The sequence below is a fragment of the Ahrensia marina genome (assembly GCF_001293565.1).
Taxonomy (GTDB): Bacteria; Pseudomonadota; Alphaproteobacteria; order Rhizobiales; family Rhizobiaceae; genus Ahrensia; species Ahrensia marina.
Window position 1 is genome coordinate 210,993 of record NZ_JXMU01000003.1, and the last position, 22,063, is coordinate 233,055.

21 protein-coding genes are annotated in these 22,063 nt (G+C 50.0%); 8 read left to right on the top strand and 13 right to left on the bottom strand.

The window, feature by feature from the left end; translation table 11 throughout:
- Positions 1–91 precede the first annotated feature (91 nt).
- The 5 genes from SU32_RS03885 to rpsF form a co-directional block, all read right to left on the bottom strand.
- The gene (locus SU32_RS03885) at positions 92–1,615 is read right to left on the bottom strand and encodes a replicative DNA helicase (protein WP_053998024.1); all 1,524 of its coding nucleotides are present in this window, start codon (positions 1,613–1,615) and stop codon (positions 92–94) included.
- A 235-nt stretch (positions 1,616–1,850) separates the two neighbouring features.
- The gene (gene rplI, locus SU32_RS03890; protein ID WP_053998025.1) at positions 1,851–2,468 is read right to left on the bottom strand and encodes a 50S ribosomal protein L9; all 618 of its coding nucleotides are present in this window, start codon (positions 2,466–2,468) and stop codon (positions 1,851–1,853) included.
- Between the two features lie 24 nt (positions 2,469–2,492).
- Positions 2,493–3,455, bottom strand: a complete 963-nt coding sequence (locus SU32_RS03895; protein WP_053998026.1) for a hypothetical protein — start codon at positions 3,453–3,455, stop codon at positions 2,493–2,495.
- A 156-nt stretch (positions 3,456–3,611) separates the two neighbouring features.
- On the bottom strand, positions 3,612–3,860 hold the full coding sequence (gene rpsR, locus SU32_RS03900) for a 30S ribosomal protein S18 (protein WP_053998027.1): 249 nt from the start codon (positions 3,858–3,860) through the stop codon (positions 3,612–3,614).
- Between the two features lie 2 nt (positions 3,861–3,862).
- The gene (gene rpsF / locus SU32_RS03905; protein ID WP_053998028.1) at positions 3,863–4,270 is read right to left on the bottom strand and encodes a 30S ribosomal protein S6; all 408 of its coding nucleotides are present in this window, start codon (positions 4,268–4,270) and stop codon (positions 3,863–3,865) included.
- 302 nt (positions 4,271–4,572) lie between these two features.
- Between rpsF and SU32_RS03910 the strand changes: the two genes are divergently transcribed.
- The gene (locus tag SU32_RS03910) at positions 4,573–5,484 is read left to right on the top strand and encodes a nucleoside hydrolase (RefSeq protein WP_053998029.1); all 912 of its coding nucleotides are present in this window, start codon (positions 4,573–4,575) and stop codon (positions 5,482–5,484) included.
- Between the two features lie 15 nt (positions 5,485–5,499).
- Here SU32_RS03910 and SU32_RS03915 read toward each other — a convergent pair whose 3' ends face one another.
- On the bottom strand, positions 5,500–5,766 hold the full coding sequence (locus SU32_RS03915; protein ID WP_053998030.1) for a hypothetical protein: 267 nt from the start codon (positions 5,764–5,766) through the stop codon (positions 5,500–5,502).
- Positions 5,767–5,964: 198 nt separating this feature from the next.
- Positions 5,965–7,773 (bottom strand): methyl-accepting chemotaxis protein, encoded by a 1,809-nt coding sequence (locus SU32_RS03920; protein WP_053998075.1) that lies wholly within the window; start codon positions 7,771–7,773, stop codon positions 5,965–5,967.
- Positions 7,774–8,023: 250 nt separating this feature from the next.
- On the opposite strand from SU32_RS03920, the gene fabD reads away from it, so the two are divergent.
- From fabD to gmk, 7 genes are all read left to right on the top strand, one after another.
- Positions 8,024–8,971, top strand: a complete 948-nt coding sequence (fabD, locus tag SU32_RS03925) for an ACP S-malonyltransferase (RefSeq protein ID WP_053998031.1) — start codon at positions 8,024–8,026, stop codon at positions 8,969–8,971.
- Between the two features lie 19 nt (positions 8,972–8,990).
- Positions 8,991–9,728, top strand: a complete 738-nt coding sequence (gene fabG / locus SU32_RS03930) for a 3-oxoacyl-[acyl-carrier-protein] reductase (protein WP_053998032.1) — start codon at positions 8,991–8,993, stop codon at positions 9,726–9,728.
- A 121-nt stretch (positions 9,729–9,849) separates the two neighbouring features.
- Entirely contained in the window at positions 9,850–10,086 is a 237-nt protein-coding gene (locus SU32_RS03935; protein WP_053998033.1) for an acyl carrier protein, read from the top strand.
- A 53-nt stretch (positions 10,087–10,139) separates the two neighbouring features.
- Positions 10,140–11,408, top strand: a complete 1,269-nt coding sequence (gene fabF / locus SU32_RS03940; protein ID WP_053998034.1) for a beta-ketoacyl-ACP synthase II — start codon at positions 10,140–10,142, stop codon at positions 11,406–11,408.
- 183 nt (positions 11,409–11,591) lie between these two features.
- Positions 11,592–12,740 carry an endolytic transglycosylase MltG gene (mltG, locus tag SU32_RS03945; RefSeq protein ID WP_053998076.1) on the top strand — a complete coding sequence of 383 codons (1,149 nt, stop codon included), beginning with the start codon at positions 11,592–11,594 and terminating at the stop codon, positions 12,738–12,740.
- A 42-nt stretch (positions 12,741–12,782) separates the two neighbouring features.
- Complete coding sequence (locus SU32_RS03950) at positions 12,783–13,685, top strand: YicC/YloC family endoribonuclease (protein WP_053998035.1); 903 nt, start codon at positions 12,783–12,785, stop codon at positions 13,683–13,685.
- 11 nt (positions 13,686–13,696) lie between these two features.
- The gene (gene gmk, locus SU32_RS03955) at positions 13,697–14,356 is read left to right on the top strand and encodes a guanylate kinase (protein WP_053998036.1); all 660 of its coding nucleotides are present in this window, start codon (positions 13,697–13,699) and stop codon (positions 14,354–14,356) included.
- On the opposite strand, the gene rsmA is transcribed toward gmk, so the two are convergent.
- The 6 genes from rsmA to lptF all read right to left on the bottom strand — a co-directional run bounded on the left by rsmA (position 14,357) and on the right by lptF (position 21,967).
- Positions 14,357–15,199, bottom strand: coding sequence for a 16S rRNA (adenine(1518)-N(6)/adenine(1519)-N(6))-dimethyltransferase RsmA (rsmA, locus tag SU32_RS03960; protein ID WP_053998037.1), 843 nt, complete (start codon positions 15,197–15,199; stop codon positions 14,357–14,359).
- The gene (gene pdxA, locus SU32_RS03965; protein WP_053998038.1) at positions 15,189–16,223 is read right to left on the bottom strand and encodes a 4-hydroxythreonine-4-phosphate dehydrogenase PdxA; all 1,035 of its coding nucleotides are present in this window, start codon (positions 16,221–16,223) and stop codon (positions 15,189–15,191) included. The genes rsmA and pdxA overlap by 11 nt, the downstream gene beginning before the upstream one ends.
- Before the next feature lie 27 nt (positions 16,224–16,250).
- Positions 16,251–17,201: a SurA N-terminal domain-containing protein gene (locus SU32_RS03970; protein ID WP_053998039.1), complete on the bottom strand. Its 951-nt coding sequence runs from the start codon at positions 17,199–17,201 to the stop codon at positions 16,251–16,253.
- Between the two features lie 99 nt (positions 17,202–17,300).
- Positions 17,301–19,697 carry an LPS-assembly protein LptD gene (locus tag SU32_RS03975; RefSeq protein ID WP_053998040.1) on the bottom strand — a complete coding sequence of 799 codons (2,397 nt, stop codon included), beginning with the start codon at positions 19,695–19,697 and terminating at the stop codon, positions 17,301–17,303.
- A complete protein-coding gene (gene lptG / locus SU32_RS03980) occupies positions 19,698–20,792 on the bottom strand; it encodes an LPS export ABC transporter permease LptG (RefSeq protein WP_053998041.1) in 1,095 nt (364 codons plus the stop codon).
- Positions 20,792–21,967, bottom strand: coding sequence for an LPS export ABC transporter permease LptF (gene lptF / locus SU32_RS03985; protein ID WP_144421027.1), 1,176 nt, complete (start codon positions 21,965–21,967; stop codon positions 20,792–20,794). Before lptF ends, lptG begins: the two co-directional genes overlap by 1 nt.
- Between the last annotated feature and the right edge of the window lie 96 nt (positions 21,968–22,063).

A 22,063-nucleotide genomic window follows, 5' to 3' on the forward strand; every position in this document is an offset into this window, starting at 1 on the left:
TCGCACCTTTGTTCTTGGTACGTTCTTATTGCAAATATCATCTTCAGCGTCAATTTAAGAAGACGGTTCGCGCTAGTAGACACGCTATGGTTTACTCATATTGCTCAGGCAGATGATCATCTTCTGCCAAATCACCAAAGCGGGTAAATTGAGCAACAAAGGAAAGGCGCGCTGTGCCAGTCGGGCCGTGACGCTGCTTGGCGATAATAACGTCGGCTGTTCCGGCCACCTTGTTCATCTTTTCTTCCCAAGCAATATATTCTTCGTTTTTAATATCGTTTCGGAAATCCTCCGGCGAACGGCGCGGCTCCATGTTCTGGACGTAATATTCTTCACGGAACACGAAGAGCACAACATCGGCATCCTGCTCGATAGAACCCGATTCGCGAAGGTCGGAAAGTTGAGGACGCTTGTCGTCGCGGCTCTCCACCTGACGTGAAAGCTGGGAAAGGGCAATGATAGGCACGTTCAGCTCTTTGCCTAATGCTTTCAGACCGGTGGTAATTTCGGTGATTTCCTGAACGCGGTTGCCTGAGTTTTTGGATGAGCCTGTCATCAACTGAATATAGTCAACAATCATAACGTCGAGACCGCGCTGACGCTTAAGGCGCCGGGCACGCGCGGCAAGCTGTGCAATCGAGATACCACCGGTCTGGTCAATATAAAGCGGCATACGCTGAATTTGGTTCGAAGTGGTCACCAATTGTTCAAATTCCGCTTCGGAGATTTCACCGCGGCGAATTTTTGATGACGACACTTCTGACACTTCCGACAGGATACGTGTGGCGAGCTGCTCGGCGGACATCTCAAGCGAGTAGAAGCCGACTACGCCGCCATCTATGGCTTTCATGGATCCATCGGCCTGTTGCTCGCCGCGATAGGCGGCTGCAATATTGGCGGCAACATTCGTTGCCAGCGATGTTTTACCCATGCCGGGACGTCCGGCCAGAACGATCAGGTCGGAACGCTGCAAGCCGCCCATTTTGGCATCCAGTGTTTTCAAGCCGGTCGAAATACCCGAAAGCTTGCCTTCGCGCATATAGGCTTCATTGGCCATGTCGATCGCGGTGCGAAGCGCATCGTTAAAGGGTTGAAAACCGCCGTCATAACGGCCGGTCTCCGCCAGTTCAAACAAGCGCCGTTCGGCATCTTCAATCTGCTCGCTCGGCGGCATTTCAACGGGTGCATCAAATGCAATATTGACCATATCTTCGCCAATGCCGATCAGCGCGCGGCGAATGGCAAGATCATAGATCGCGCGGCCATAGTCTTCGGCATTGATAATCGTCACGGCTTCCGCAGCAAGACGGGCAAGATATTGCGCGACAGTGATGTCGCCGACTTTTTCGTCAGCAGGCAAAAATGTCTTAATGGTCACCGGATTGGACGTTTTGCCCATACGGATTTGCTGGCCGGCAACTTCAAAAATCTGGCGGTGCAACGGCTCGTAAAAATGTTCCGGTTTCAGAAAGTCGGAAACACGGTAGAACGCATCATTGTTGACGAGAATAGCGCCCAAAAGCGCCTGTTCGGCTTCGATATTGCCCGGCGCTTCCCGATATAGCGGTGATGAATCATCATTAGCCGCATCTTGTTTGCGCGCTGGGTCTGCCATAAATCTCTCCTTTGGTGTTGTGCTTATATGATCTAAAAATCACTTCGACAAAACCTTCATTTGCCCAAGATTGCTGAATATTTTTCTAATGCTGAATAGCACCCGATTTTCACAGCCTGTGGATAAGGAAATGCTTTTTTGCAGCCGTTTTCATTGACTCTTATGGATTAAATTTCACGCAACAAAAAGCCCGCTCTGCATTTGCAAAGCGGGCCGAATTTTTAAGCGATAGAGCTTATTCAGATGCAGTTTCTTCTTCAGAAGCTTCTTCTGCATTATCGTCGCGGCGCGGACGATCATCGTCTTCATCTTCGAAGTCGGCAAGTGATTCGAACTTGTCTTCGTTCTCGCCGTAGATCGCATCTGCAGATGAAAGATCTTCACCTGATTCCTGACGCTCTGCTTCATCGGCTGAACGTGCGATGTTCAATGTGATTGTCGTTTCAACTTCAGGGTGAAGCGTCAACAGAACTTCAACAAGACCGATTGTCTTGATCGGTGTTTTAAGATCAACCTGGTTGCGGGAAACTTTGTGGCCTTCTGCGACGAGGAAGTCTGAAATATCGCGTGTTGTCACAGAACCGTAAAGCTGGCCTGTTTCACCGGCAGAACGGATAACAACGAATGTTTTACCGTCAAGACCGCTTGAAATTTCCTGAGCGACACCTTTGCGCTCTTCGTTGCGGGCTTCGATTTCAGCACGCTGGCTTTCGAAAACTTCGCGGTTCGCAGCGTTTGCACGAAGCGCACGGCCGGAAGGTAGAAGATAGTTACGCGCAAAGCCCGGCTTTACAGTAACTTCGTCGCCAATAGCGCCAAGCTTGGCGATACGCTCAAGAAGAATAACTTTCATGATGTTGAACCTTTCTCGTTCTTTCTATTCGTTTGAATCTTTATGAGGTGGATTGGAAATCGGCATGCTTCGGGCGAGCGAAAACAGGCCGACAAAAAACATTAAAAACGGTGGAAGCATCGTCAGGATGGTCACGAAATATAAAATGAACATACCGAACGGACGCCATGCACGGCCACGCGTATAGGCATGGAACATAGCGTAACCTGACAGCATGAAGCCGGCCGATATACCGCCTAAAATGGCACTTGCAACAAGGCTCAATGTGCCGCCGATCAAAGACAGTAAAGCTGCAATACCGAGCGGAATAAGGGAAATCTTTGGCATGCGCAGTGCAGTCGGGAAGTCTTCCGGCGGGCGCTTTAGCTGGCCCGATGTAGCCGTAATTTTAAGGGCAATATAAAGATTGCCGACCATGATACAGGTCCACATAAGCGGCTGCATAAACGGCATCATGCCCAGAATTGCCGCGTCAAACTGATTGCGTGCTTCAGGGGAAAACGAGAAGTTCGGATTGTTCATTTGCAAATTGGCAACGAGTTCATCCAGAACCGGCTTCATCAACTCAGGCCCGTAATTGATTGCAATGCCTATAATAATAAAAGCGGTGCCAATCATAAGGCCCATGCGTAAAAGCACATCGGAAAGTGGAAACCAAACAAGCTTTCCCTTCGGTCCGCCCATTTCATCGGCAGGGCGTGAAAGTGTCATCCAATAGGCAGAAGCAGCAGCGGGCAGGGCCGTTGTTAAAATAACAAAGAGTGCCGTCATTTCATTTGCTGTGACAAAAACCGCAACCGTAGCAACAATTGTAGCAACAATGGATGCGGCAAGGCTCCAGCCAAGGCCTGCAACCATAATCGGAACAGCAGAAAGAAGATAAAGCAATATGGACAGGCCGGAACCGGTCGCAACGCCCAAGCATAGCAAAGCGGTCGCCGCACCGGCGATCAACCCTATCAAAATGTCCTGGCCGTTAATTTTCATATTCGCTGTCCTGCATAAGCAGTTAGAGGTATTCACCCCAACTCGGATTTTCCGTATCTTGCCGTATTATTTCGGCAAGCTTACGATGTGATTTGTTTCCCGTGGGTGCCGAACACACAAGAGAAAATCCGGCGGCGAACCGCCGGATAATGATTATTAGCCTACGACGTAAGGTAGCAGACCAAGGAAACGGGCGCGTTTGATTGCTTTTGCAAGTTCGCGCTGTTTCTTCATGCTCACGGCTGTGATGCGTGAAGGAATGATTTTGCCGCGCTCGGAAACGTAACGCTGAAGCAATTTAACGTCTTTGTAGTCGATCTTTGGAGCATTGGCACCAGAGAACGGACATGTCTTGCGACGACGGTGGAACGGGCGGCGTGTTGGAAGCTGATTAATATCGATCATGATTAGTTATCACCTTTGTCTTCGCGTGGGCCACGTGCAGGACGCTCGCCACGGTCATTGCCACGTGAGCCGCGATCGTCGCGGTCGTTGCCGCGTTTCATCATTGCAGAAGGACCTTCTTCGTGTGCTTCGACTTTAATAGTCATGTAGCGAAGAACATCTTCATGAATGCGCATTTGACGCTCAAGTTCATGCATAGCTGCACCCGGTGCAGTCACGTCCATGATGACGAAGTGTGCTTTGCGGTTTTTCTTGATGCGGTACTGAAGGGATTTAAGACCCCAGTTTTCAACGCGGCCGATTGAACCGCCATTTGCTTCCAAAACACCTTTCCAGTGTTGTGTTAGCTCTTCAACTTGCTGTGCAGAAATATCCTGACGCGCAAGAAATGTGTGCTCGTATAAAGCCATTTTATGCCTTTCCTTTCGTTGCTGCTGTTCAGCGCGAAGCCTCCGCAACCAGATCCACCACATATGTGGGAGGAAAGGTGCTTTGATCTCGGTATGGGTCGAGAGCGGGAACACGGGAGGCGAACATAATTCAATGTTCAATAGCCAAAAGACTACCCTCCGTTCAGCCCCCGGCTGATCAGCAATGCGCGCCTTATACAGTTTTTAGCCGGTAGTGCAAGGGGGGCGTCAACGTTAGATGCGCGCAGGAGCAAATTCAAAATCAGATTGTCACAAACCGTAATTAACGATAACAGCGCCTCATGAAAATGATTATTGATACAGATCCCGGCGTTGATGACGTTATCGCCATTGCGCTTGCTCATGCGATGCCGGACATTGAACTCGTTGGCCTTACAACGATTTTTGGCAATACTTTTGTCGGACAATCAAGCCGCAATGCGCGCTATTTGGTTGATTTGCTCGGCGCTGACATACCCGTGGCACAGGGCGCAAGCCTGCCATATGACGAAGACTCTTATGAGTCTGCGCCCCATGTGCACGGCCCGGAAGGCTTTGGCGATATTGAGGATGTTCCTGAAATAGGGAAAAATGTCGATGAAACAGCCGCCGAATTTCTGGTGCGTATGGCGCGGGAAAACAAAGGCGAACTTGTGGTCTGTGCCATAGGGCCGCTGACCAATATTGCCGATGCACTGCGGCTGGACGCCGCTTTTGCTTCCAATTTAAAAGAACTTGTCATTATGGGCGGCGCATTCGAGCGGGCCGGAAACATTACGGAACATGCCGAAGCGAACATATTCCACGATGCGCGTGCTGCTGATGAGGTTTTTGCGTCAGATCTCGACATCAAGATGGTTGGGCTCAATGCCACAATGCAAACCTTGATGAAATCTGATGATTTTTCAGAACTTGCAAAAGCGTCGCCGAAAATTGGCGGATTTATCGGCCGGATAGCGCCATTTTACCTTAAGTTTTACCGCGATGTGGTCAATGCGGACGGCTGTGCAATGCATGATGCTGCTGCCGTATTGTGCTGCACCAATCCGGAACGTTTTGATTTCCATAATTCGGGCCTGCGCGTCAGTTTGGACGAGGCAAATTATGGTGCCACCATTGCCGATGAAAACCGCAATCCGGTTAGTATTGCCATGAACATTGATGCGCCGTGGGCTTTATCGACATTGAAGAATGAAATCTCACGGCTGGACTAGTCCGGCCCATGAAATTCAGTTGTTGTCTGGATCGCGCTCCGCCCGGACAACCATGAAGAATACTTGCACGCATATAAGAACGGTTGGAACAGCGATAATGGCCGCTTCGATGAGCGTTGCTGTCCGGCTTAAATGAAACAGTCCTGCTGTGCAGAACACGATCGCTGCTGCCACGCAGAAAATCTGACTGGCAATAAATGTGAAGCCGCCAAATATGCGCAGCACAAGATCAGCCGTGATTTTTGCTGGCGCCGCCGGAATAAAAGTTGTTTCCGAATCCATAATTTTGTCCCTTAAAGACAACCGTGAAAGCACGATTGCAAGTGCGATAATTACCTCAATTACGGCACTTTTGCGGCCACAAATTGCAATTGTAATTCACCTATATCGCCAATTAAAAAGGCCTCCTCTGCATTTGGCAGGGGAGGCCTTTATCGTTAGTGAGCGTGGCAATAATTGCCATGCCGATATGTGGAAAGCTTAGCTTGCCATGCGCAATTCTTCACGTTTTTCCGTAAGTTTGAACTGCTGGATCATGGACATCAGTTCTGATGTGTCCTGTGCAAGGCCGCCGGCAGTTGCTGTCAACTCTTCGGCCATGGCAGCGTTGCGCTGTGTGCCATAATCGATTTCGTTCACTGATTCAGAGATCGCATGAAGCGTTGTCGACTGCTCTGTTGCTGAAACAGAGATTTTCGCAACCAACTGGTTGGCTTCATTGATCTGCTCGGCAATACGTTTCAATGCTTCACCTGCCTGACCAACAAGGCCGACACCTTGATTGACCTGAGAGGTTGATTGCTGAATCTGGCCTTTGATCTCTTTGGCAGCCGCTGCGGAGCGCTGTGCGAGTTCACGCACTTCCTGGGCAACAACAGCAAAGCCGAGACCTGCTTCGCCCGCACGTGCGGCTTCAACACCCGCATTAAGGGCAAGCAAATTGGTCTGGAAAGCAATCTCGTCAATCACGCTGATGACTTTGGAAATCTCGGCAGATGATTGCTCGATGCTGCTCATTGCGGAAATCGCTTTGTCGACGACTTCATTGGAGCGCGCCGCATCGGTGCTGACTTCATCAACACGGTTTGCAACATTTTTGGCATCGGCAGCAGCACTGCTGACAGATTCTGTCAACTCGGTAAGAGCTGCTGATGTTTCTTCAAGATTGGCAGCCTGGCTTTCCGTGCGTGTCGACATTTCTGACGATGAATGACTGATCGCAGAGAAGGTGGCGTCAAGATCGCTGCCTTTCTGGTGAATATTGGACATCGCAACTTCAAGCTTTTCCATTGCGTTGTTGAAGTTCTGACGCAGTGTTTCATATTCGCCGCCCAGAGCACTACAACGCGTGGAAAGGTCACCGTCAGCCAATTGTGCGAGTGCGGCACCAATTGTTTTCACAACATTGGCCTGACGTGCAGCTTCGGCTTTGGTTGCGTTGGTGTTGTTTTCGCGCTCTGAATTAAGAAGAGCATCCTGCTCGACTTTCGCTTTGGTGAGCTGCTGGCGTTCAATAACTTTTTCTTTAAACACCTGTGTCGCACGCGCCATCATGCCGACCTCGTTTTGCATTTCAGTATGCGGCACTTCCACGTCGGTGTTTTCTTCCACAATGGCTTGCATAGCGCTATGCACTTTGGCCAATGGATTTGTGATGCCGCGAATAAGGAAATAAGCCGCAACCAGACCAAGAATGAGAACGATAATGCCCGCCGTAATAGACTGCATCTGGTTTGCCCAGATCTGTGCGTTCAAATCGTCTGTATAAACACCGGTGCCCAGAACAATGTCCCAAGGCGCAAATTTCGCATTATAACTGGCTTTTGGGAAAACTACGTCTTCTGGCGAACCGAGTTTTGGCCAGTGGTAAACTGTGATGCCGCCGCCGTCTGCCGCTTTGGTCATCATTTCGTCGGCAAAAGGATAACCTCTTTTGTCCGCTGCACCTTTGAAGTTCTTGCCGACCGTGCTTGGGTTGGCGTGCAGGATCATTGTGGTGTCTTTATCAAAGCCGAAAAAATAGCCATCCGGTTCAAAGCGAATGTTGGAAATAGTTTTATATGCTTCAGCGCGCGCTTCTTCTTCCGGCATTTCACCGGCCTGCGCCAGATCATAATAATACTGAAGAATAGAGATAGCGCTTTGCGTTTGGCTGGTTAGTAGATCGTATCGTTCCTGCCGAAGGCTTTCAGATGTCGCTCTGTTTTGAACGAACTGTACGATGGAGAATGCTGCAATCAATCCAAAAACTAAGCAAAAGAGCTGAGTTGAGATGCGAATATTACTGATTTTCAATGTCTTGACCTAAATGTCAGGCGTTAAATGTGAAGAACATGCCCGATGGCGGTCGAAATACTCATGTAGCGATTCTGGACGATCGTCGACACGACCAGTTGCACTAGTTTCGTTTAAAATTGTGTTAAAAATTAATCAAATGAAGGCTTTTCAGCCGATAATCTGCATGTGAAGGTGGGGCAAAAGCTTGACATTCGCCTGTCATATCCTCATTGACCGCCAAAACCAATGGAGCACATCGTTTATGACACTCGCACTTACATTCCCGGGTCAAGGAAGCCAGGCTGTTGGTATGGGCAAAGAACTCGCCGAAGCCTTTCCGGAGGCAAAAGCAGTATTTGACGAGGTTGATGAGGCGCTCGGTGAAAAGCTGTCGGCCATCATGTTTGAAGGGCCGGACGATGTTTTGACGCTTACTGCCAATGCACAGCCCGCCCTTATGGCGGTATCCATTGCTATAATGCGTGTTCTGGAAGCCAAAGGCTTTGATCTGAAGTCGAATGTCTCATTTGTTGCCGGACATTCGCTGGGTGAATATGCCGCGCATGCTGCGGCAGGAACATTTTCACTGACAGATACCGCGCGTCTGTTGCGCATCAGAGGCAATGCCATGCAGGCAGCCGTTCCTGTCGGTGTTGGCGCAATGGCGGCAATTATCGGTCTTGAAGACAGTGCGGTTACGGCGATTTGTACAAATGCCGCATCTGCCACATCAGGAGTTTGCCAGATTGCCAATGACAATGGCGGCGGCCAGTTGGTTATTTCCGGTTCGAAAGTTGCCGTAGAAGCTGCGGCAGAGGCTGCAAAAGAAGCTGGCGCTAAACGGGCATTGTTGCTGCCGGTTTCTGCACCGTTCCATTGCGCACTGATGCAGCCTGCCGCCGAAGCGATGGCCGAGGCACTGTCCAAAGTCACTGCGAACGCGCCTGTCGTGCCTGTTGTCACAAATGTTGACGTGGCGCCGGAAACAGATCCGGCTGCATTGACTGATTTGCTGGTCAAACAGGTCACAGGGCAGGTTCGCTGGCGCGAAACAGTCGAGTGGTTCGGTTCAAATGGCGTTACCACGCTTGCGGAAGTTGGCTCCGGTAAGGTACTCACAGGTCTTGCCCGCCGAATAAACCGCGATCTTGCCGGCGTTGCCATCAATACACCTGGCGATATAGAAGCGTTTCTAGAAGCAAACGCCTAACAATAATTAGGGATAATACATGTTTGATCTTTCAGGCCGTAAAGCACTCATCACCGGAGCGTCGGGCGGAATAGGCGAGGCTGTAGCACGTACTTTGCATGCACAGGGGGCAATCGTCGCACTTCACGGCACACGTGAGGAAAAGCTTAAGGCTTTGGCTGATGATCTGGGTGATCGTACACATGTACTGCCTGCCAATCTTGGCGATAAAGACGAGGTCGCGGCGCTGGCCGCAAAGGCCGAAGAAACGCTTGAGGGCGTTGAAATTCTTGTAAACAATGCCGGAATTACGCGCGATGGCTTGTTTGTTCGCATGTCGGATGAAGATTGGGATGACGTAATAAACGTAAACCTTTCATCGGTTTTCCGTCTTACACGTGCTTTGACGCACCCGATGATGCGCCGCCGCTTCGGACGTATTATCAATATTTCATCGATCGTAGGTGTTACCGGTAATCCCGGACAGGCAAATTATTGTGCATCAAAAGCAGGCTTGATCGGCTTTTCAAAATCCCTCGCGCAGGAGATTGCAACACGCAATGTCACTGTTAATTGTGTCGCTCCCGGCTTTATCGAAAGCGCGATGACCGACAAGCTAAATGATAAGCAAAAAGATGCTATTATGGGTGCGATTCCCATGAAACGCATGGGGACGGGGGATGAAATTGCCGCTTCGGTTGCCTATTTGGCTAGCGATGAAGCTGCTTACATGACGGGGCAGACCCTGCATGTAAATGGCGGAATGGCAATGATTTAAAGCGTATTTATCGTGGATAAAGCTGAATAAAATTGTCGGTACCGTGCTAAAATTGCTTGATTAGCTTGCGCGGTGCGGATAGTCACACTGGAACAGAAATTAAAAATTCGAGGACTCTGAAATGAGCGATGTCGCAGAACGTGTAAAGAAAATTGTTGTCGAGCACCTTGGTGTTGACGCGGACAAAGTGACAGAAGGCGCGAGCTTCATCGACGATCTTGGCGCTGACAGCTTGGACACCGTTGAGCTGGTTATGGCTTTTGAAGAAGAGTTTGGTGTTGAAATTCCTGACGACGCTGCTGAGACAATTCTCACAGTTGGCGACGCCGTTAAATTTATCGAAAAAGCAAACGCTTAAGTGCGTTTTTTTGAGAGGCCGGACCTTTAACAAGTTCCGGCCCTATTTGTGATATGTCCTTAAGACGCGTTGTTATTACCGGTGCTGGAATGGTGTCGCCTTTGGGTGCATCACTTGATAGTACCTGGTCCCGCCTGCTCAATGGTGAAAGCGCCGCAAAGCGTGTTGATACCTTTGAAACAGATGATCTTCCTGCAAAAATTGCCTGTGTTATGCCTCGCGGTGACGGCACCGGCGGTACATACAATGCAGATGATTGGATGGAGCCTAAAGAGCAACGCAAGGTCGATGAATTCATCGTCTATGCAATTGCTGCTGCCGATCAGGCATTGGCGGATGCGGGCTGGAAGCCCGAAACCGATGAAGATTGCAACACGACAGGTGTTCTAATCGGTTCTGGTATCGGTGGCATTGAGGGCATGGTTGAGGGTGGTATTCTGCTCAAAGAGCGCGGCCCCCGCCGTCTTTCTCCGTTTTTTGTGCCGGGTCGCTTGATCAACCTTGCGAGCGGATATGTTTCCATCAAGCACAAATTGCGCGGACCTAACCACTCGGTCGTAACAGCTTGTTCCACGGGTGCACATGCCATTGGTGACGCCAGCCGTTTGGTGGCATTAGGCGATGCTGACGTGATGGTCGCGGGCGGTACGGAATCTCCAATTAGCCGCATATCGCTTGCCGGTTTTGCGGCATGCCGTGCGTTGTCGACTTCACGAAACGACGAGCCTCAAAAGGCTTCACGCCCTTATGATAAAGACCGTGACGGTTTTGTTATGGGCGAGGGTGCCGGCATTGTCGTTGTTGAAGAGCTTGAGCATGCTTTGGCGCGTGGCGCGAAAATTTATGCCGAAGTTGTCGGCTATGGCATGTCTGGCGATGCGTTTCATATTACAGCACCATCTGAAGATGGTAACGGCGCTGAGCGATGCATGCGCGCAGCATTGAAACGGGCAGGCCTTGAGGCTTTCGATATTGATTATATCAATGCTCATGGCACATCCACCATGGCCGATACAATTGAGTTGGCTGCAGTTGAGAGATTGCTCGGCGACCATGCGCAAAATGTATCAATGAGCTCGACTAAATCAGCAATTGGCCACCTTCTGGGTGCCGCAGGTGCTGTTGAGACGATTTTCTGCGCTTTGGCCATCCGTGATCAGGTCGTCCCACCGACGATTAACTTGGATAATCCGGAAGTTGATACCAAGATTGACCTCGTACCGCACAAGAAACGCGAGCGGAAAGTTGATGTTGCTCTGTCCAACTCATTCGGGTTTGGCGGCACAAATGCTTCGCTTGTACTCAAGCGTTATGAAGGCTGATATAGTACTGTCTGACGATCGCGATGCGGGCGATATTCCGCCACATTGCCTTTCTATCAACAGCTAACTAAAACGAGCTATTCTTTATTGATCGACTCGATTTATGAAAAGTCGTTGTTGAATTTGAATTCTTTGAAGGGCGTGGATGTGAACGACAAGGTAAGATTCGGCCGCACAGACAATATGGCAAAACAGCCGACTGATGATCCTGTAGGAGCAAAATCTGACTCACGTCCAGTGCCGAAGTCAGCCAGTCAGGCCATTAAAGCGCAGCCAGGTTTCGAGCCGCCTAAGCCAAGGCGCGCGAAGACTTCACGCAATCAAATCGTTGTGTTTTTCCACTTCCTGTTTTCTACATTTGTATTGGCGCTCGTGCTTCTGGCCGGCGTTTTCTATTATGGAAAAGTCCAGTTTGAAAAACCGGGCCCGCTGAAACAGGCGATGAATTATACCGTCCGCAGCGGGGCGAGTATGACACAAGTCGCCAACGGCCTTGATCGCCGCAACATTATTTCTGATGCCGAGGTCTTTAAATGGGGCTTGCGCGCATATGGCAACGAAGAAGCGCTCAAAGCAGGTGAGTTTGAAATTCCCCGCGGCGCTTCTATGAAGAAAGTCATGGAAACGCTGGTTAGTGGCCGCGCTATTTTGCACCCGCTCACCATTGTCGAAGGCAACACAGTTTTTCAGGCTGCACAGAAGATTGCCAATGACGAGATTCTTGTCGGAGAAATGCCGGAAGAATTACCGCCCGAAGGCATGATGATTGCCGATACGCAACGTTTTCAGCGCGGTATGACGCGCTCTGAAATTATTGCCCGTATGCAGGCTCAACAGGAGACATTGGTGGAACAGATTTGGGCTAAGAGAGCTCCTGATTTGCCAATCGCAGATATAAATGAATTTGTGACGATGGCGTCCATCGTTGAAAAAGAGACCGGTGTTGCCGAAGAACGCCCGCGTGTTGCCGCAGTCTTTATCAATCGTTTGCGTAAAGGTATGCGTCTGCAGTCGGACCCGACAATTCTTTACGGCATTTTCGGCGGTCAGGGCCGCCCGGAAGACCGTCCGATTTATAGATCGGATATCGAAAAGCCGACACCATATAATACCTACACAATCGATGGTATTCCGCCCGGACCAATCGCAATTCCCGGCCGGGCTGCTTTGGAAGCCGTGGCTAATCCTGCCCAGACGGATGATTTGTATTTTGTTGCCGATGGCACGGGCGGACATGTATTTGCGAACACGCTCGAACAGCATAACAAGAATGTTGCAAAGTGGCGCGAGATTGAAAAGAAACGCAAAGAAGAGCAGGCCAATACCAATTAGAATGGCCTGCTGCACAATGAACTGAGTGCCGGAGAAAAAGAGATGAGCGCTTTGCAATCCATGACCGGCTTCGGTTCAGGTTCAGCACAAGCGGACAACCGCGTAGTGACCTGCGATATGCGCTCTGTTAACGGCAAAAGCCTTGATATCCGTGTTCGCTTGCCTTCAGGCCTTGAAGCCGTTGAAGCGCAGATAAAGAAGCGGATTGCCCAGTCTGTCGCGCGCGGCAATGTGCAGGTTTCAATATCTGTTGATACAACAAAGGCAGCCAACAGCCCTGTGATCAATCGCGACCTGTTTAGTGCGATTGCAAAAGAGGGGCGTGCTTTGGCTATTGAATATGGTCTGGCTGCACCGACAACAGATGCCATTCTGGCCGTGCGTGGCGTTATCCTCACCGAAGATCAGGCACAAAACGTGACCAGTCCGGAGGAGCAGGAGGCCTTTGCAGAAGCGGTAATAAAGGCGTCCGATGCTGCTTTGGCGCAATTGGTTGCGATGCGTGAAAGTGAAGGAAAGGCGCTGAAGTCAATTCTGTCAGGTCATTTGCAACACATCGCACAGCTTACCGAAAAGGCCCGGACTGATGAAGCAAACGGTCAAGAGCAAATTCACGCTCGATTGAAAGCGCAAATTGATCAGCTTTTATTTTTAAGCGGTGTTGATATTGATGCTCAACGTTTGGCGGCAGAAGCCGCTTTGCTCGCGACCAAAGCTGATATCCGCGAGGAAATTGACCGCTTGGCAGCGCATGTCAAAGCAGCTGAAAATTATCTCGAAGAAGGCGGTGTTGCCGGTAAAAAACTGGATTTTCTATCACAGGAATTTAACCGCGAGACAAATACAATCTGCTCAAAATCAACATCCGCAACACTGACAGCGACCGGTTTGTCACTGAAAGCTGTCAATGACCAGTTTCGCGAACAAGTTCAAAATTTACAATAACGGCCTATATTATGAGTGAAAATGCAGCGTCAATGACAGATGAAGATGGTATCAAACGCCGCGGGTTGATGCTGGTTTTATCATCACCATCCGGTGCCGGAAAATCGTCCATCGCGCGCAATTTACTCGCCGATGATTTTGGTATGGAATTGTCGGTCAGCGTGACAACACGCCAGCGCCGCGGCAGTGAAATTGATGGTCGCCATTATAACTTTATCTCTGAACGGCAGTTCATGAAGATGCGTGATAATGATGAATTGCTCGAATGGGCAGAAGTTCACGGTAATTATTACGGCACACCGCGCGAACCGGTTGAACTGGCGATGCATGAAGGCCGTGACATGCTCTTTGACATCGACTGGCAGGGCGCAGAACAGCTTGATAGTAAAATGCGCTCGGACGTCGTGTCTGTCTTCGTGCTGCCACCCAGTATGGCAGAATTAAAGGACCGGCTTCATCGCCGTGCAGAAGACGATGAGGCAGTGATCGAAAAGCGCTTGCTCAATGCGGCAGAAGAGATTGAACATTGGCACGACTATGATTTTATCATCGTCAATCATGATCTGGCAAAAGCATACAGTGAAGTGCGGTCTATTGTGGTCGCAGAGCGCCTTCGCCGTACACGCAGGCCTGGCATGTTCGATTTTATTCAGGGACTGATTGGAAAGTAATCAGGCCGTCTTGTAGGCATTGGCGAGCGCGCAAAATTCTGCAACATCCAGCGTTTCAGCGCGTCTAGTTCCCTCTATACCGACACGATCCAGCAATTCCTGTCCGCCAAGCGGTTTCAAGCTTTGGCGCAGCATTTTCCGCCGTTGCCCGAAGGCATGTCGCGTTATGGTTTCGAGTGCGGTACCGTCACATTCGATGGGGGTTTCGCGCGGTGTTAAATGAACAACCGAGGATGTGACTTTAGGCGGTGGCCAGAATGCCTGCGGTGACACATCAAATGCGATTTCAGCGTGGCAGCGCCAACCGGCCAAAACACCCAAACGCCCGAAATGATTGTCACCGGCCTGCGCGACGATGCGCTGGGCAACTTCGCGCTGAAACATCAGCGTCAGGGACTTGTAAAAAGGAGGCCAGTCAGGGCCGCTTAGCCAATTGACCAATAATTGCGTGCCGACATTGTAGGGGAGGTTGGCAACAATCGCTGTTGGGCCTTCTGCCAGCGAGGCCATGTCGACTTCCAGTGCGTCGCCTTCTATCACCTTTAGGCGGCCCTCATAGTGGTCGCTAATTTCCGCAAGCACAGGCAGGCAGCGGCTATCGCGTTCGATAGCAATTACCTGTTTGGCGCCATGCATGAGCAGCGCACGGGTTAGTCCGCCGGGGCCGGGGCCAACTTCAATGACTGTTAACTCGGTAAGATCGCCAGCGGTGCGGGCAATGCGGCCGGTTAAATTCAAATCAAGCAGAAAATTTTGCCCGAGTGATTTTTTCGTTGCCAGCTCGTGTTTTTCAATAACTTGTCTTAAGGGCGGCAACCCATCAATGGCTACATTATCGTTCATGAGATGATGCCGCCATATGTGCTGCCATTTTCAACGCAGCGATAAAGCTGTCCGGCTTTGCATTTCCTGTGCCTGCAAGATCGAACGCCGTGCCGTGATCCGGTGATGTGCGGATAAAAGGAAGGCCGAGCGTTACATTCACAGCATCATCAAACCCGAGCGCTTTGGCGGGTATGAGTGCCTGATCGTGATACATGCAAAGTGCAACATCATAGTTCGCGCGTGCCGCAGCATGAAACATCGTGTCAGCGGGCAGGGGGCCGAAAGCATTGATACCGCGCGCAATCAGTTTTTTCACTGCGGGCTCGACAATCTCAAGATCTTCGCGCCCCATGGCACCATTTTCGCCCGCGTGAGGGTTAAGGCCCGAAATAGCAAGCCTTGGCTCGGCAATTTTAAAGCGTGCCTTTAAATCAATGTCGGTCGCGATAGCTGTTTCTATAATCATTTCCTGTGTCAACGCTTCAGGAACCTCACGAAGCGGAATATGAATCGTAACCGGTATCGTGCGTAGCGCCGGACCGGCAATCATCATTACAGGCAGGCACGTTTGGCCATAATGTTTATGCGCCAGTTCTGCCAAAAACTCGGTATGGCCTGGATGTTTAAAACCAGCATCATAAAGCGGCTTTTTGGATATAGGGGCCGTCACCACACCGCCTGCCAAACCATTGATGCAATCATCAACTGCCCGTTCGATTGCCTCGATCACACCGGTTGCATTGCCGGGAAGTGCAAAGCCGACTTGTTCGCTCAAAGCGTTGGAAAGTGGGACAACCGGTAGCACAGAGGAAAATTGCGAGAGCGCGCTTTGCGGTGTTGTTTCCTGAATTTGCACATCGAGTTGCAGTATTTTAGCGCGTGCGGATAGCTGCGCTATATCACCTAGAACATAAAACGGCGGCAGATGACTTTCCTGCCGCATTGTCCATGCCGTTAAGAGAACATCAGGTCCAACCCCGCCAGGTTCACCGCAACTGACAGCAAGTGGTTTGGGATTTTCCCCCTGTGTCGTCGCATTCATATCGGTCAATTGTGTCCAAATACTCTGTTAGCGTTTCTGAATGCGCGCAGAGCTGCGTAGTTCATCAAGGAACTGCTTGCCAAGGTCACCGCCGGAATCTTCAAGCGCCTGGGTGGAAAATTCCAACTGCGCAACGCGGTCATCGGAAACAGCACGTGCGCGGCAGACAACAAGAAATTCGACGCCGCGCTCTGTATCTTTCACGCGGGTCGTCTGGCCTTCCTGTAAGCCCTTAACATCCTTTGCCCACCGGTCAGGCAAACGCAATTCGAGCACACGGCCAAGATCGCGCACAGTTACATCACGTATTTGCGTTGCAAGTTCCTGCGTGTTGTCGCAGCCGGTGACACGTCCACGCATATTGGCTGCTTCGGAGCGGCGACGCTTGAGCAAACTACTGCGTTTATCTTGCGGGATGACAAATATCACTTGTTGCAGAAGATACTCGGTTGAGGTTGGCTTTTGGCCGCCTTGTTCAAGCATTTTGGCAACAACATCCTGTTCGCTCATAAGGTTGTTGCGTTGTGAGCGTGCTCGGATAACCTGGCCCCAGGCGATTTGAACACGAATAAACTCTTTAAAATGCTTGGCTGTGACACCAGCCTGATTCAGAATCTGGCTCATCTGGCTTGCTGAAAGCTTGTTTCCTTTAGAAAAATTTGCAAACGCAGCATCAACCTGACTGTCCGGGATGCGAATACCCGCCCGTCTGATCGCACTGCGTTTCAGTGCTTCATCGGTCAACTCTTCAACCGCTAACTGGCGAAGATTTCCGCTGCGGCGCTGCAATTTCAAAAAAGCAGTGCGACGCGCAATATCATAGCTGGTGACAACTTCGTCATTCACAACAACCTTGATTTCAGATGCATGCGCAGCAGAAATGCCAATCGGGCTAGGCGTAGGGTTCTCAAGACTAAAAGGTGCGATCGCCAAAGCAGCAGCAAGCAGTCCCGTCTTCAATTGTGAATGTGCGCGCATAAGTTTCTCCGACAGTCAGTTCTCAAATCAGTTTTGCTGCGACAGCAGACTATATTTTATGTAGCAGTGCCATCCTTGTTTGTTCAAACAATGACAGACTTAATATCGCGTTGAAGCAAACTCGTCGCTGGTTTCGCCAAAATCACCAAGAGTTCTAAAGGACAGGAACAGCTGATACTCTTTTGTAATTGCATCGGTATTGGTGCTGCGATCTTCTGTATAGCTGGCCCGCATTTTGAAACAGTCGCAATCATACCCAATGCCCACGGTGTATTTATCCAAAAACGTATTTTCGACATCGTAGGTAACGCCGCCAAATACACTCCAGTTCGGTGCAAATTCATAAGAAGCTGCCGAGGAGACCTCTTGGCGGTCTGTAATATAGTTGTAGGCAGGTTGGCTGCCGATAAATGCATAGCCAACGCGCCATTTGATGCGGTCGCCAGTGTAATTCGCGGCTAAATCAGCGCGTTGCACTTCAAAATCGTCTTCATCGAAACGCGCGCCTACATCAAAGCTGTAATTGGACCCGTTGGTAAATGACACGGCGCCGACATAATCGGAGCGGGTTGTTTCCAAACCTGAATTTTGGCCCGTATTGAAGGTATCCGCCTGTGCAAATGAATTGGTGCCTGCAAGGTGGTAAGATTGGCCAAAAATAGCCTTAATACCCCAGCCATTATCGAAAGTTCCGGTATAGCGCAGGCCCAAATTGGCGCGCGTACCGCCTTCAATCCGGTCATAGCCGGAAAATTTATCGCGTGCGAAAAGTGAATTCGCATCAAAAACCAGACTTTGAGCATCTTCATTCGGCAAGACACCAGCTTGGTTCTCGTCAGGACGGGCAAAGACTTGCGCAACAGGCTCCAGAATATGGGTCGCACTGCTGGTTGAGAAAAGAATCGGATAACGCAATTCCAGTCCGGCTGTCACCATGCCGCGTGTATAGCTTCCGTCACCGCCAAGATTTGCATTTGTTGCCGAAAGCGCACCGGATGTCCCGTCGTCAAGATTTGTGAAATTGCCCTGTGCGTGAACAAGCGGCGTAATCATCAATCCGCCATCGGTGATGAATGTACGTTTCCATTCAGTTTCCGCCGTCAGGCTATATGTATCGGCATCAACGCCCGGTGTCGCAAAATTTGAACGTGTTGGATCGCCGTTAAACCGCGAATCCTGTTCATCGCGCTTCAAATAACGGCTGAAAACATTGAAAGACAGTTCGCCGCCGGCAACCGGATTTTCAAGTGTGTAGTTATAATCCACACTTGGCAGCACAACAGCCTGCTCTTCCTCGGTACGGCTAAATACGCTGGCGCTTTGATAATCGTAATAGATCGTGCGGGCATCAAAGTAGCTGCGCTCGCCAATGCCTGTGAGATATATGTTATTTTCAAAAACAGTACTGTTAAAACCTGCAATTTCATAGGTTTTTGAAAAGTCCGCATCGCTTTGAAGCATACCGTTCCAGCCAAAAGCCCAGCGCGGATTAATGGTGAAACGGCCCGTCGTTCCGATCATTCCACGGTTTTCGACTGTCGAATCAATTTCATTTACGCCAAATGCATCCGGGTCGAATTGGTGGATGCCTGCGGTTTTGAGCGTGAAAACACCATTTTCCAGGCGGTGGCGATATTCAGCTTCTCCCAGAAAACCCTGCTTGGTGTATCCGGTAACAGCGAGCGTCAGATCCTTGTTTGGTGCGATATTGATGAAATAGGGAACACGTAACCCAAAGCCCAATTCTTCAGAGTTTTTAAAACTCGGGATCAAAAAACCGGTTTTACGTTTAACGCTCGGATCAGATGTTGTGAAAACAGGAATACTCGCAAGCGGAACACCGATAAATTCAAATGTTGCACGCTCGAAACGAACGGTTTTCTCTTCGCCATTCCAAATGATTTTCTTGGCCTTGATTTGCCATAAAGGCCGACCTTCCTTGGAAACACATTCGTTACATGCCGTATAGATGCCGTTGTTGAAAGTCGTCACTTCACCGTTTTGGCGCGTGGCGCTTTCGGCAGCAAAACGTGTCTCATCCGTTGTCACAACCCGCAATGAATTAACGAAGCCATCGCGGAAATCATCGGTGATATCAATTTCATCAGCAAATGTACGTGTGCCATCCGGCTGAAGGATTTCGACATCGCCAACGGCAATCAGCCGACCATCGGTTTCCTGATAGATAACACGGCTGGCAACAAGAATAGTGCCGTCATAATCGATACGGACACCGCCACGTGCGGTGATCGTCTGGTTGTCATTATCGTAAACCAGTTCGTCGGCTTGCAATAGCAATTGCGCGTTGCTGCTCGGATTCGTAAAGCCGCCAACCTGTCCGCTAGATTGCGCAAGGGCAGGTGAGTAGTTTGTGGTTGCCGCGGCGATCGCAAGGGCACTCGCGCACGAAAGAGCTGCTGCCCGTCGCCAGGCGCTGCGCAAATATTTATCCCCCTGATTGATCAAACGCTGATCCACCACTTTCAAACCCAACAATTACCCATCCTCTCGATGCAGCAAATACGCGATACCAAACATGCTGCTTGCTGCCACAGGCAGCCAAGCGGCGATAATAGGCGATATGATTCCCGCGCCACCAAAGGACTTCGTGACCTCAGAGATGACATAAAGCATGAAGCCCGCAATAATGCCACCCAAAATCATACGTTCTGACTGACCAAATCGGGCAAATTTTAATGAAACTGTCGCCCCGATGAGGGTCATCGCTATCAAAAGCAGCGGCATGGACAGAAGCGATTGAAATTGCATGCGATATGGCGCTGATGTCACGCCGAAAGACTTGGCGGCATTGATTTGCTCCGGCAATTGCAAAAACGGGACAAGTTCCGGTGGCACAAGTGCTTCTCTGATAACTGCTGGATCAATATCTGTCGGCACGAAAAACTGACCTAAATCTTCATTGGATTGTCCGACTTTACTGGCTATTGCATCGCTTAAAACCCAACGGTCTTGTGCGAGGCGGGCACGCGGTGCGTCCAAACGGCGTATGATTCGGCCATCTTCGTCTATTTCAAGAAAAACAGCGTTTAGAAGAACAACGCCATTACCTGAAACGCTCTCGGATCCAATTAAGAAGCTGCCGCCATTCTCGGAATCCTGACGCAGCCACGGGCGATTATCGTCTAAAGGACTGGAGCTGCGTTTCTGGCCTCTGAAAGTACTTTCGGCTTCAGTGGCGGCAGAATAGCCATAAGCTGAAATCGGATTGATAACGAAGATAGAGAACAAACCAAAAAGCAAAGCGGCAAGCCATAACGGCAGAAGAAACTGCCACGCTGAAACCCCGACAGACCGTGCGACGACAAGCTCATTCTTCTTGTTAAGCTGGATGAGGGTTGTCATCGTGGCGGCCAAAACAACAAACGGGATCGCCACACTTAAAATAAAGGGCAGGCGCATAACCGTAATATACAAGCCAAGCGATGATGAGAAACCGTCCAGATTGCCGAAACGGTTACTTAACTCTGTGAAATCTATGAGAAAAATAAGCAGTCCGATGCCGAGGAAAAAATACAGCGTCATCTTGAACATATATTTGAATATATAAAGCTGAAGGGTTCTTCCGAGCATTAGGAGACCTTTCTGCGGGCAAAGGCCAAGCGGATGTTTTTCATGAATTGGGCGAGCCGATCCAGATAAATAAGCAGCCAGTCGGGCGCTTCTATCGTTCGCTGCGTCGCAATCATCCACGCTGAAATGGCGATACCAAGCAAAGGTATAAGATAAATAAGATAGATGTAGTCAGCTGTTTCCTTGTTCAATCCGATGACTGTTTCTGACAAGCCGCGATAAATAATCGCTGCGCCAAAAGCCAAAACAAAATTGGCAATGCTTGAGCCGCGGTGCGATTTTGGTTTGCCGGCGAGTGCCATACCCGCAAACGCCAACAAGACGGGATATAGCCAATCAGAAAATCTTTTGTGCAACTCAGCCGGTATTTCGCCTGGAAAGCGCTGTACTCGTTTGTCGTTAGGGTCCGGATCAAGAAGGTATGAGGTGGGACGTTCATCTACAAAATAAGTGGTAATGCCGTCAGCACGTGAAAACTGCGAAAGGCTGATTGCATAAGAAGTAAACCGGATCACCGTGATGTCTTGCGTGCCGACTGTTTTGCGGTGAATTTCACCATCATTCAAAATCAGCAGTGATTCCCCGTTTACTTCGCCGACGCCGCCGGATTGGGCATAATAAATCAGTTCCAGCTTCGGGTCTCGGGTGTCAGAGATCATAATCTGGTTCAGGGCATTGCCGTTTTTTTCGTTTACATAGATGGTGATATCACTATCCACGCGCGTAAAGCGGCCTTCCTGAATGAGTGTTGTCAGCAGGTCTGCACGTGATTGTGTTAGAACATCGCGTGAAGTGGCATTGGTATATGGCTCAATGAAGTGGTTTGAAAAGAGTGTATATGAACCGGCAATAAAGCCCGCAATCAAGATGGGCTTTGCCACTTGCCACTTGCCAATGCCTGCGCTTGCCAGAACAGGCATTTCTGAATCGCTGTTCATTGCGTTCAGTACCTGAACGGCGCCTAGGGCAATACCAAATGGCAGTACCGCTGTAATGAACTGGGGAATCAGTAGCGACATAAAATGCAGGAAGGAAGTAATCGAATTGCCGCTGCCGGTCGCAAAATCAATACGGCTCACAGCCTGCGTCACCCAAACCAAAGCAACCATCGCCAAAGTTGAACCAATCGACGCTTTCAACATACGTCCGAAAATGTAGCGTTGGATGCTGTTCACAGGCGACTCATTTCTTTGATTTTCACCGCGCAGATACCTAAAAAGCGATCTGATGCGGCAACGATCTATTAAGGATTTACCATCTGTTGACTAACA

Bases quoted from the DNA above. Each gene is read 5' to 3' on its own strand.
- SU32_RS03885 (WP_053998024.1), bottom strand. From the start codon at position 1,615: ATGGCAGACCCAGCGCGCAAACAAGATGCGGCTAATGATGATTCATCA.
- rplI (WP_053998025.1), bottom strand. From the start codon at position 2,468: ATGAAAGTTATTCTTCTTGAGCGTATCGCCAAGCTTGGCGCTATTGGC.
- SU32_RS03895 (WP_053998026.1), bottom strand. From the start codon at position 3,455: ATGAAAATTAACGGCCAGGACATTTTGATAGGGTTGATCGCCGGTGCG.
- rpsR (WP_053998027.1), bottom strand. From the start codon at position 3,860: ATGATCGATATTAATCAGCTTCCAACACGCCGCCCGTTCCACCGTCGT.
- rpsF (WP_053998028.1), bottom strand. From the start codon at position 4,270: ATGGCTTTATACGAGCACACATTTCTTGCGCGTCAGGATATTTCTGCA.
- SU32_RS03910 (WP_053998029.1), top strand. From the start codon at position 4,573: ATGAAAATGATTATTGATACAGATCCCGGCGTTGATGACGTTATCGCC.
- SU32_RS03915 (WP_053998030.1), bottom strand. From the start codon at position 5,766: ATGGATTCGGAAACAACTTTTATTCCGGCGGCGCCAGCAAAAATCACG.
- fabD (WP_053998031.1), top strand. From the start codon at position 8,024: ATGACACTCGCACTTACATTCCCGGGTCAAGGAAGCCAGGCTGTTGGT.
- fabG (WP_053998032.1), top strand. From the start codon at position 8,991: ATGTTTGATCTTTCAGGCCGTAAAGCACTCATCACCGGAGCGTCGGGC.
- SU32_RS03935 (WP_053998033.1), top strand. From the start codon at position 9,850: ATGAGCGATGTCGCAGAACGTGTAAAGAAAATTGTTGTCGAGCACCTT.
- fabF (WP_053998034.1), top strand. From the start codon at position 10,140: ATGTCCTTAAGACGCGTTGTTATTACCGGTGCTGGAATGGTGTCGCCT.
- mltG (WP_053998076.1), top strand. From the start codon at position 11,592: ATGGCAAAACAGCCGACTGATGATCCTGTAGGAGCAAAATCTGACTCA.
- SU32_RS03950 (WP_053998035.1), top strand. From the start codon at position 12,783: ATGAGCGCTTTGCAATCCATGACCGGCTTCGGTTCAGGTTCAGCACAA.
- gmk (WP_053998036.1), top strand. From the start codon at position 13,697: ATGAGTGAAAATGCAGCGTCAATGACAGATGAAGATGGTATCAAACGC.
- rsmA (WP_053998037.1), bottom strand. From the start codon at position 15,199: ATGAACGATAATGTAGCCATTGATGGGTTGCCGCCCTTAAGACAAGTT.
- pdxA (WP_053998038.1), bottom strand. From the start codon at position 16,223: ATGAATGCGACGACACAGGGGGAAAATCCCAAACCACTTGCTGTCAGT.
- SU32_RS03970 (WP_053998039.1), bottom strand. From the start codon at position 17,201: ATGCGCGCACATTCACAATTGAAGACGGGACTGCTTGCTGCTGCTTTG.
- lptG (WP_053998041.1), bottom strand. From the start codon at position 20,792: ATGCTCGGAAGAACCCTTCAGCTTTATATATTCAAATATATGTTCAAG.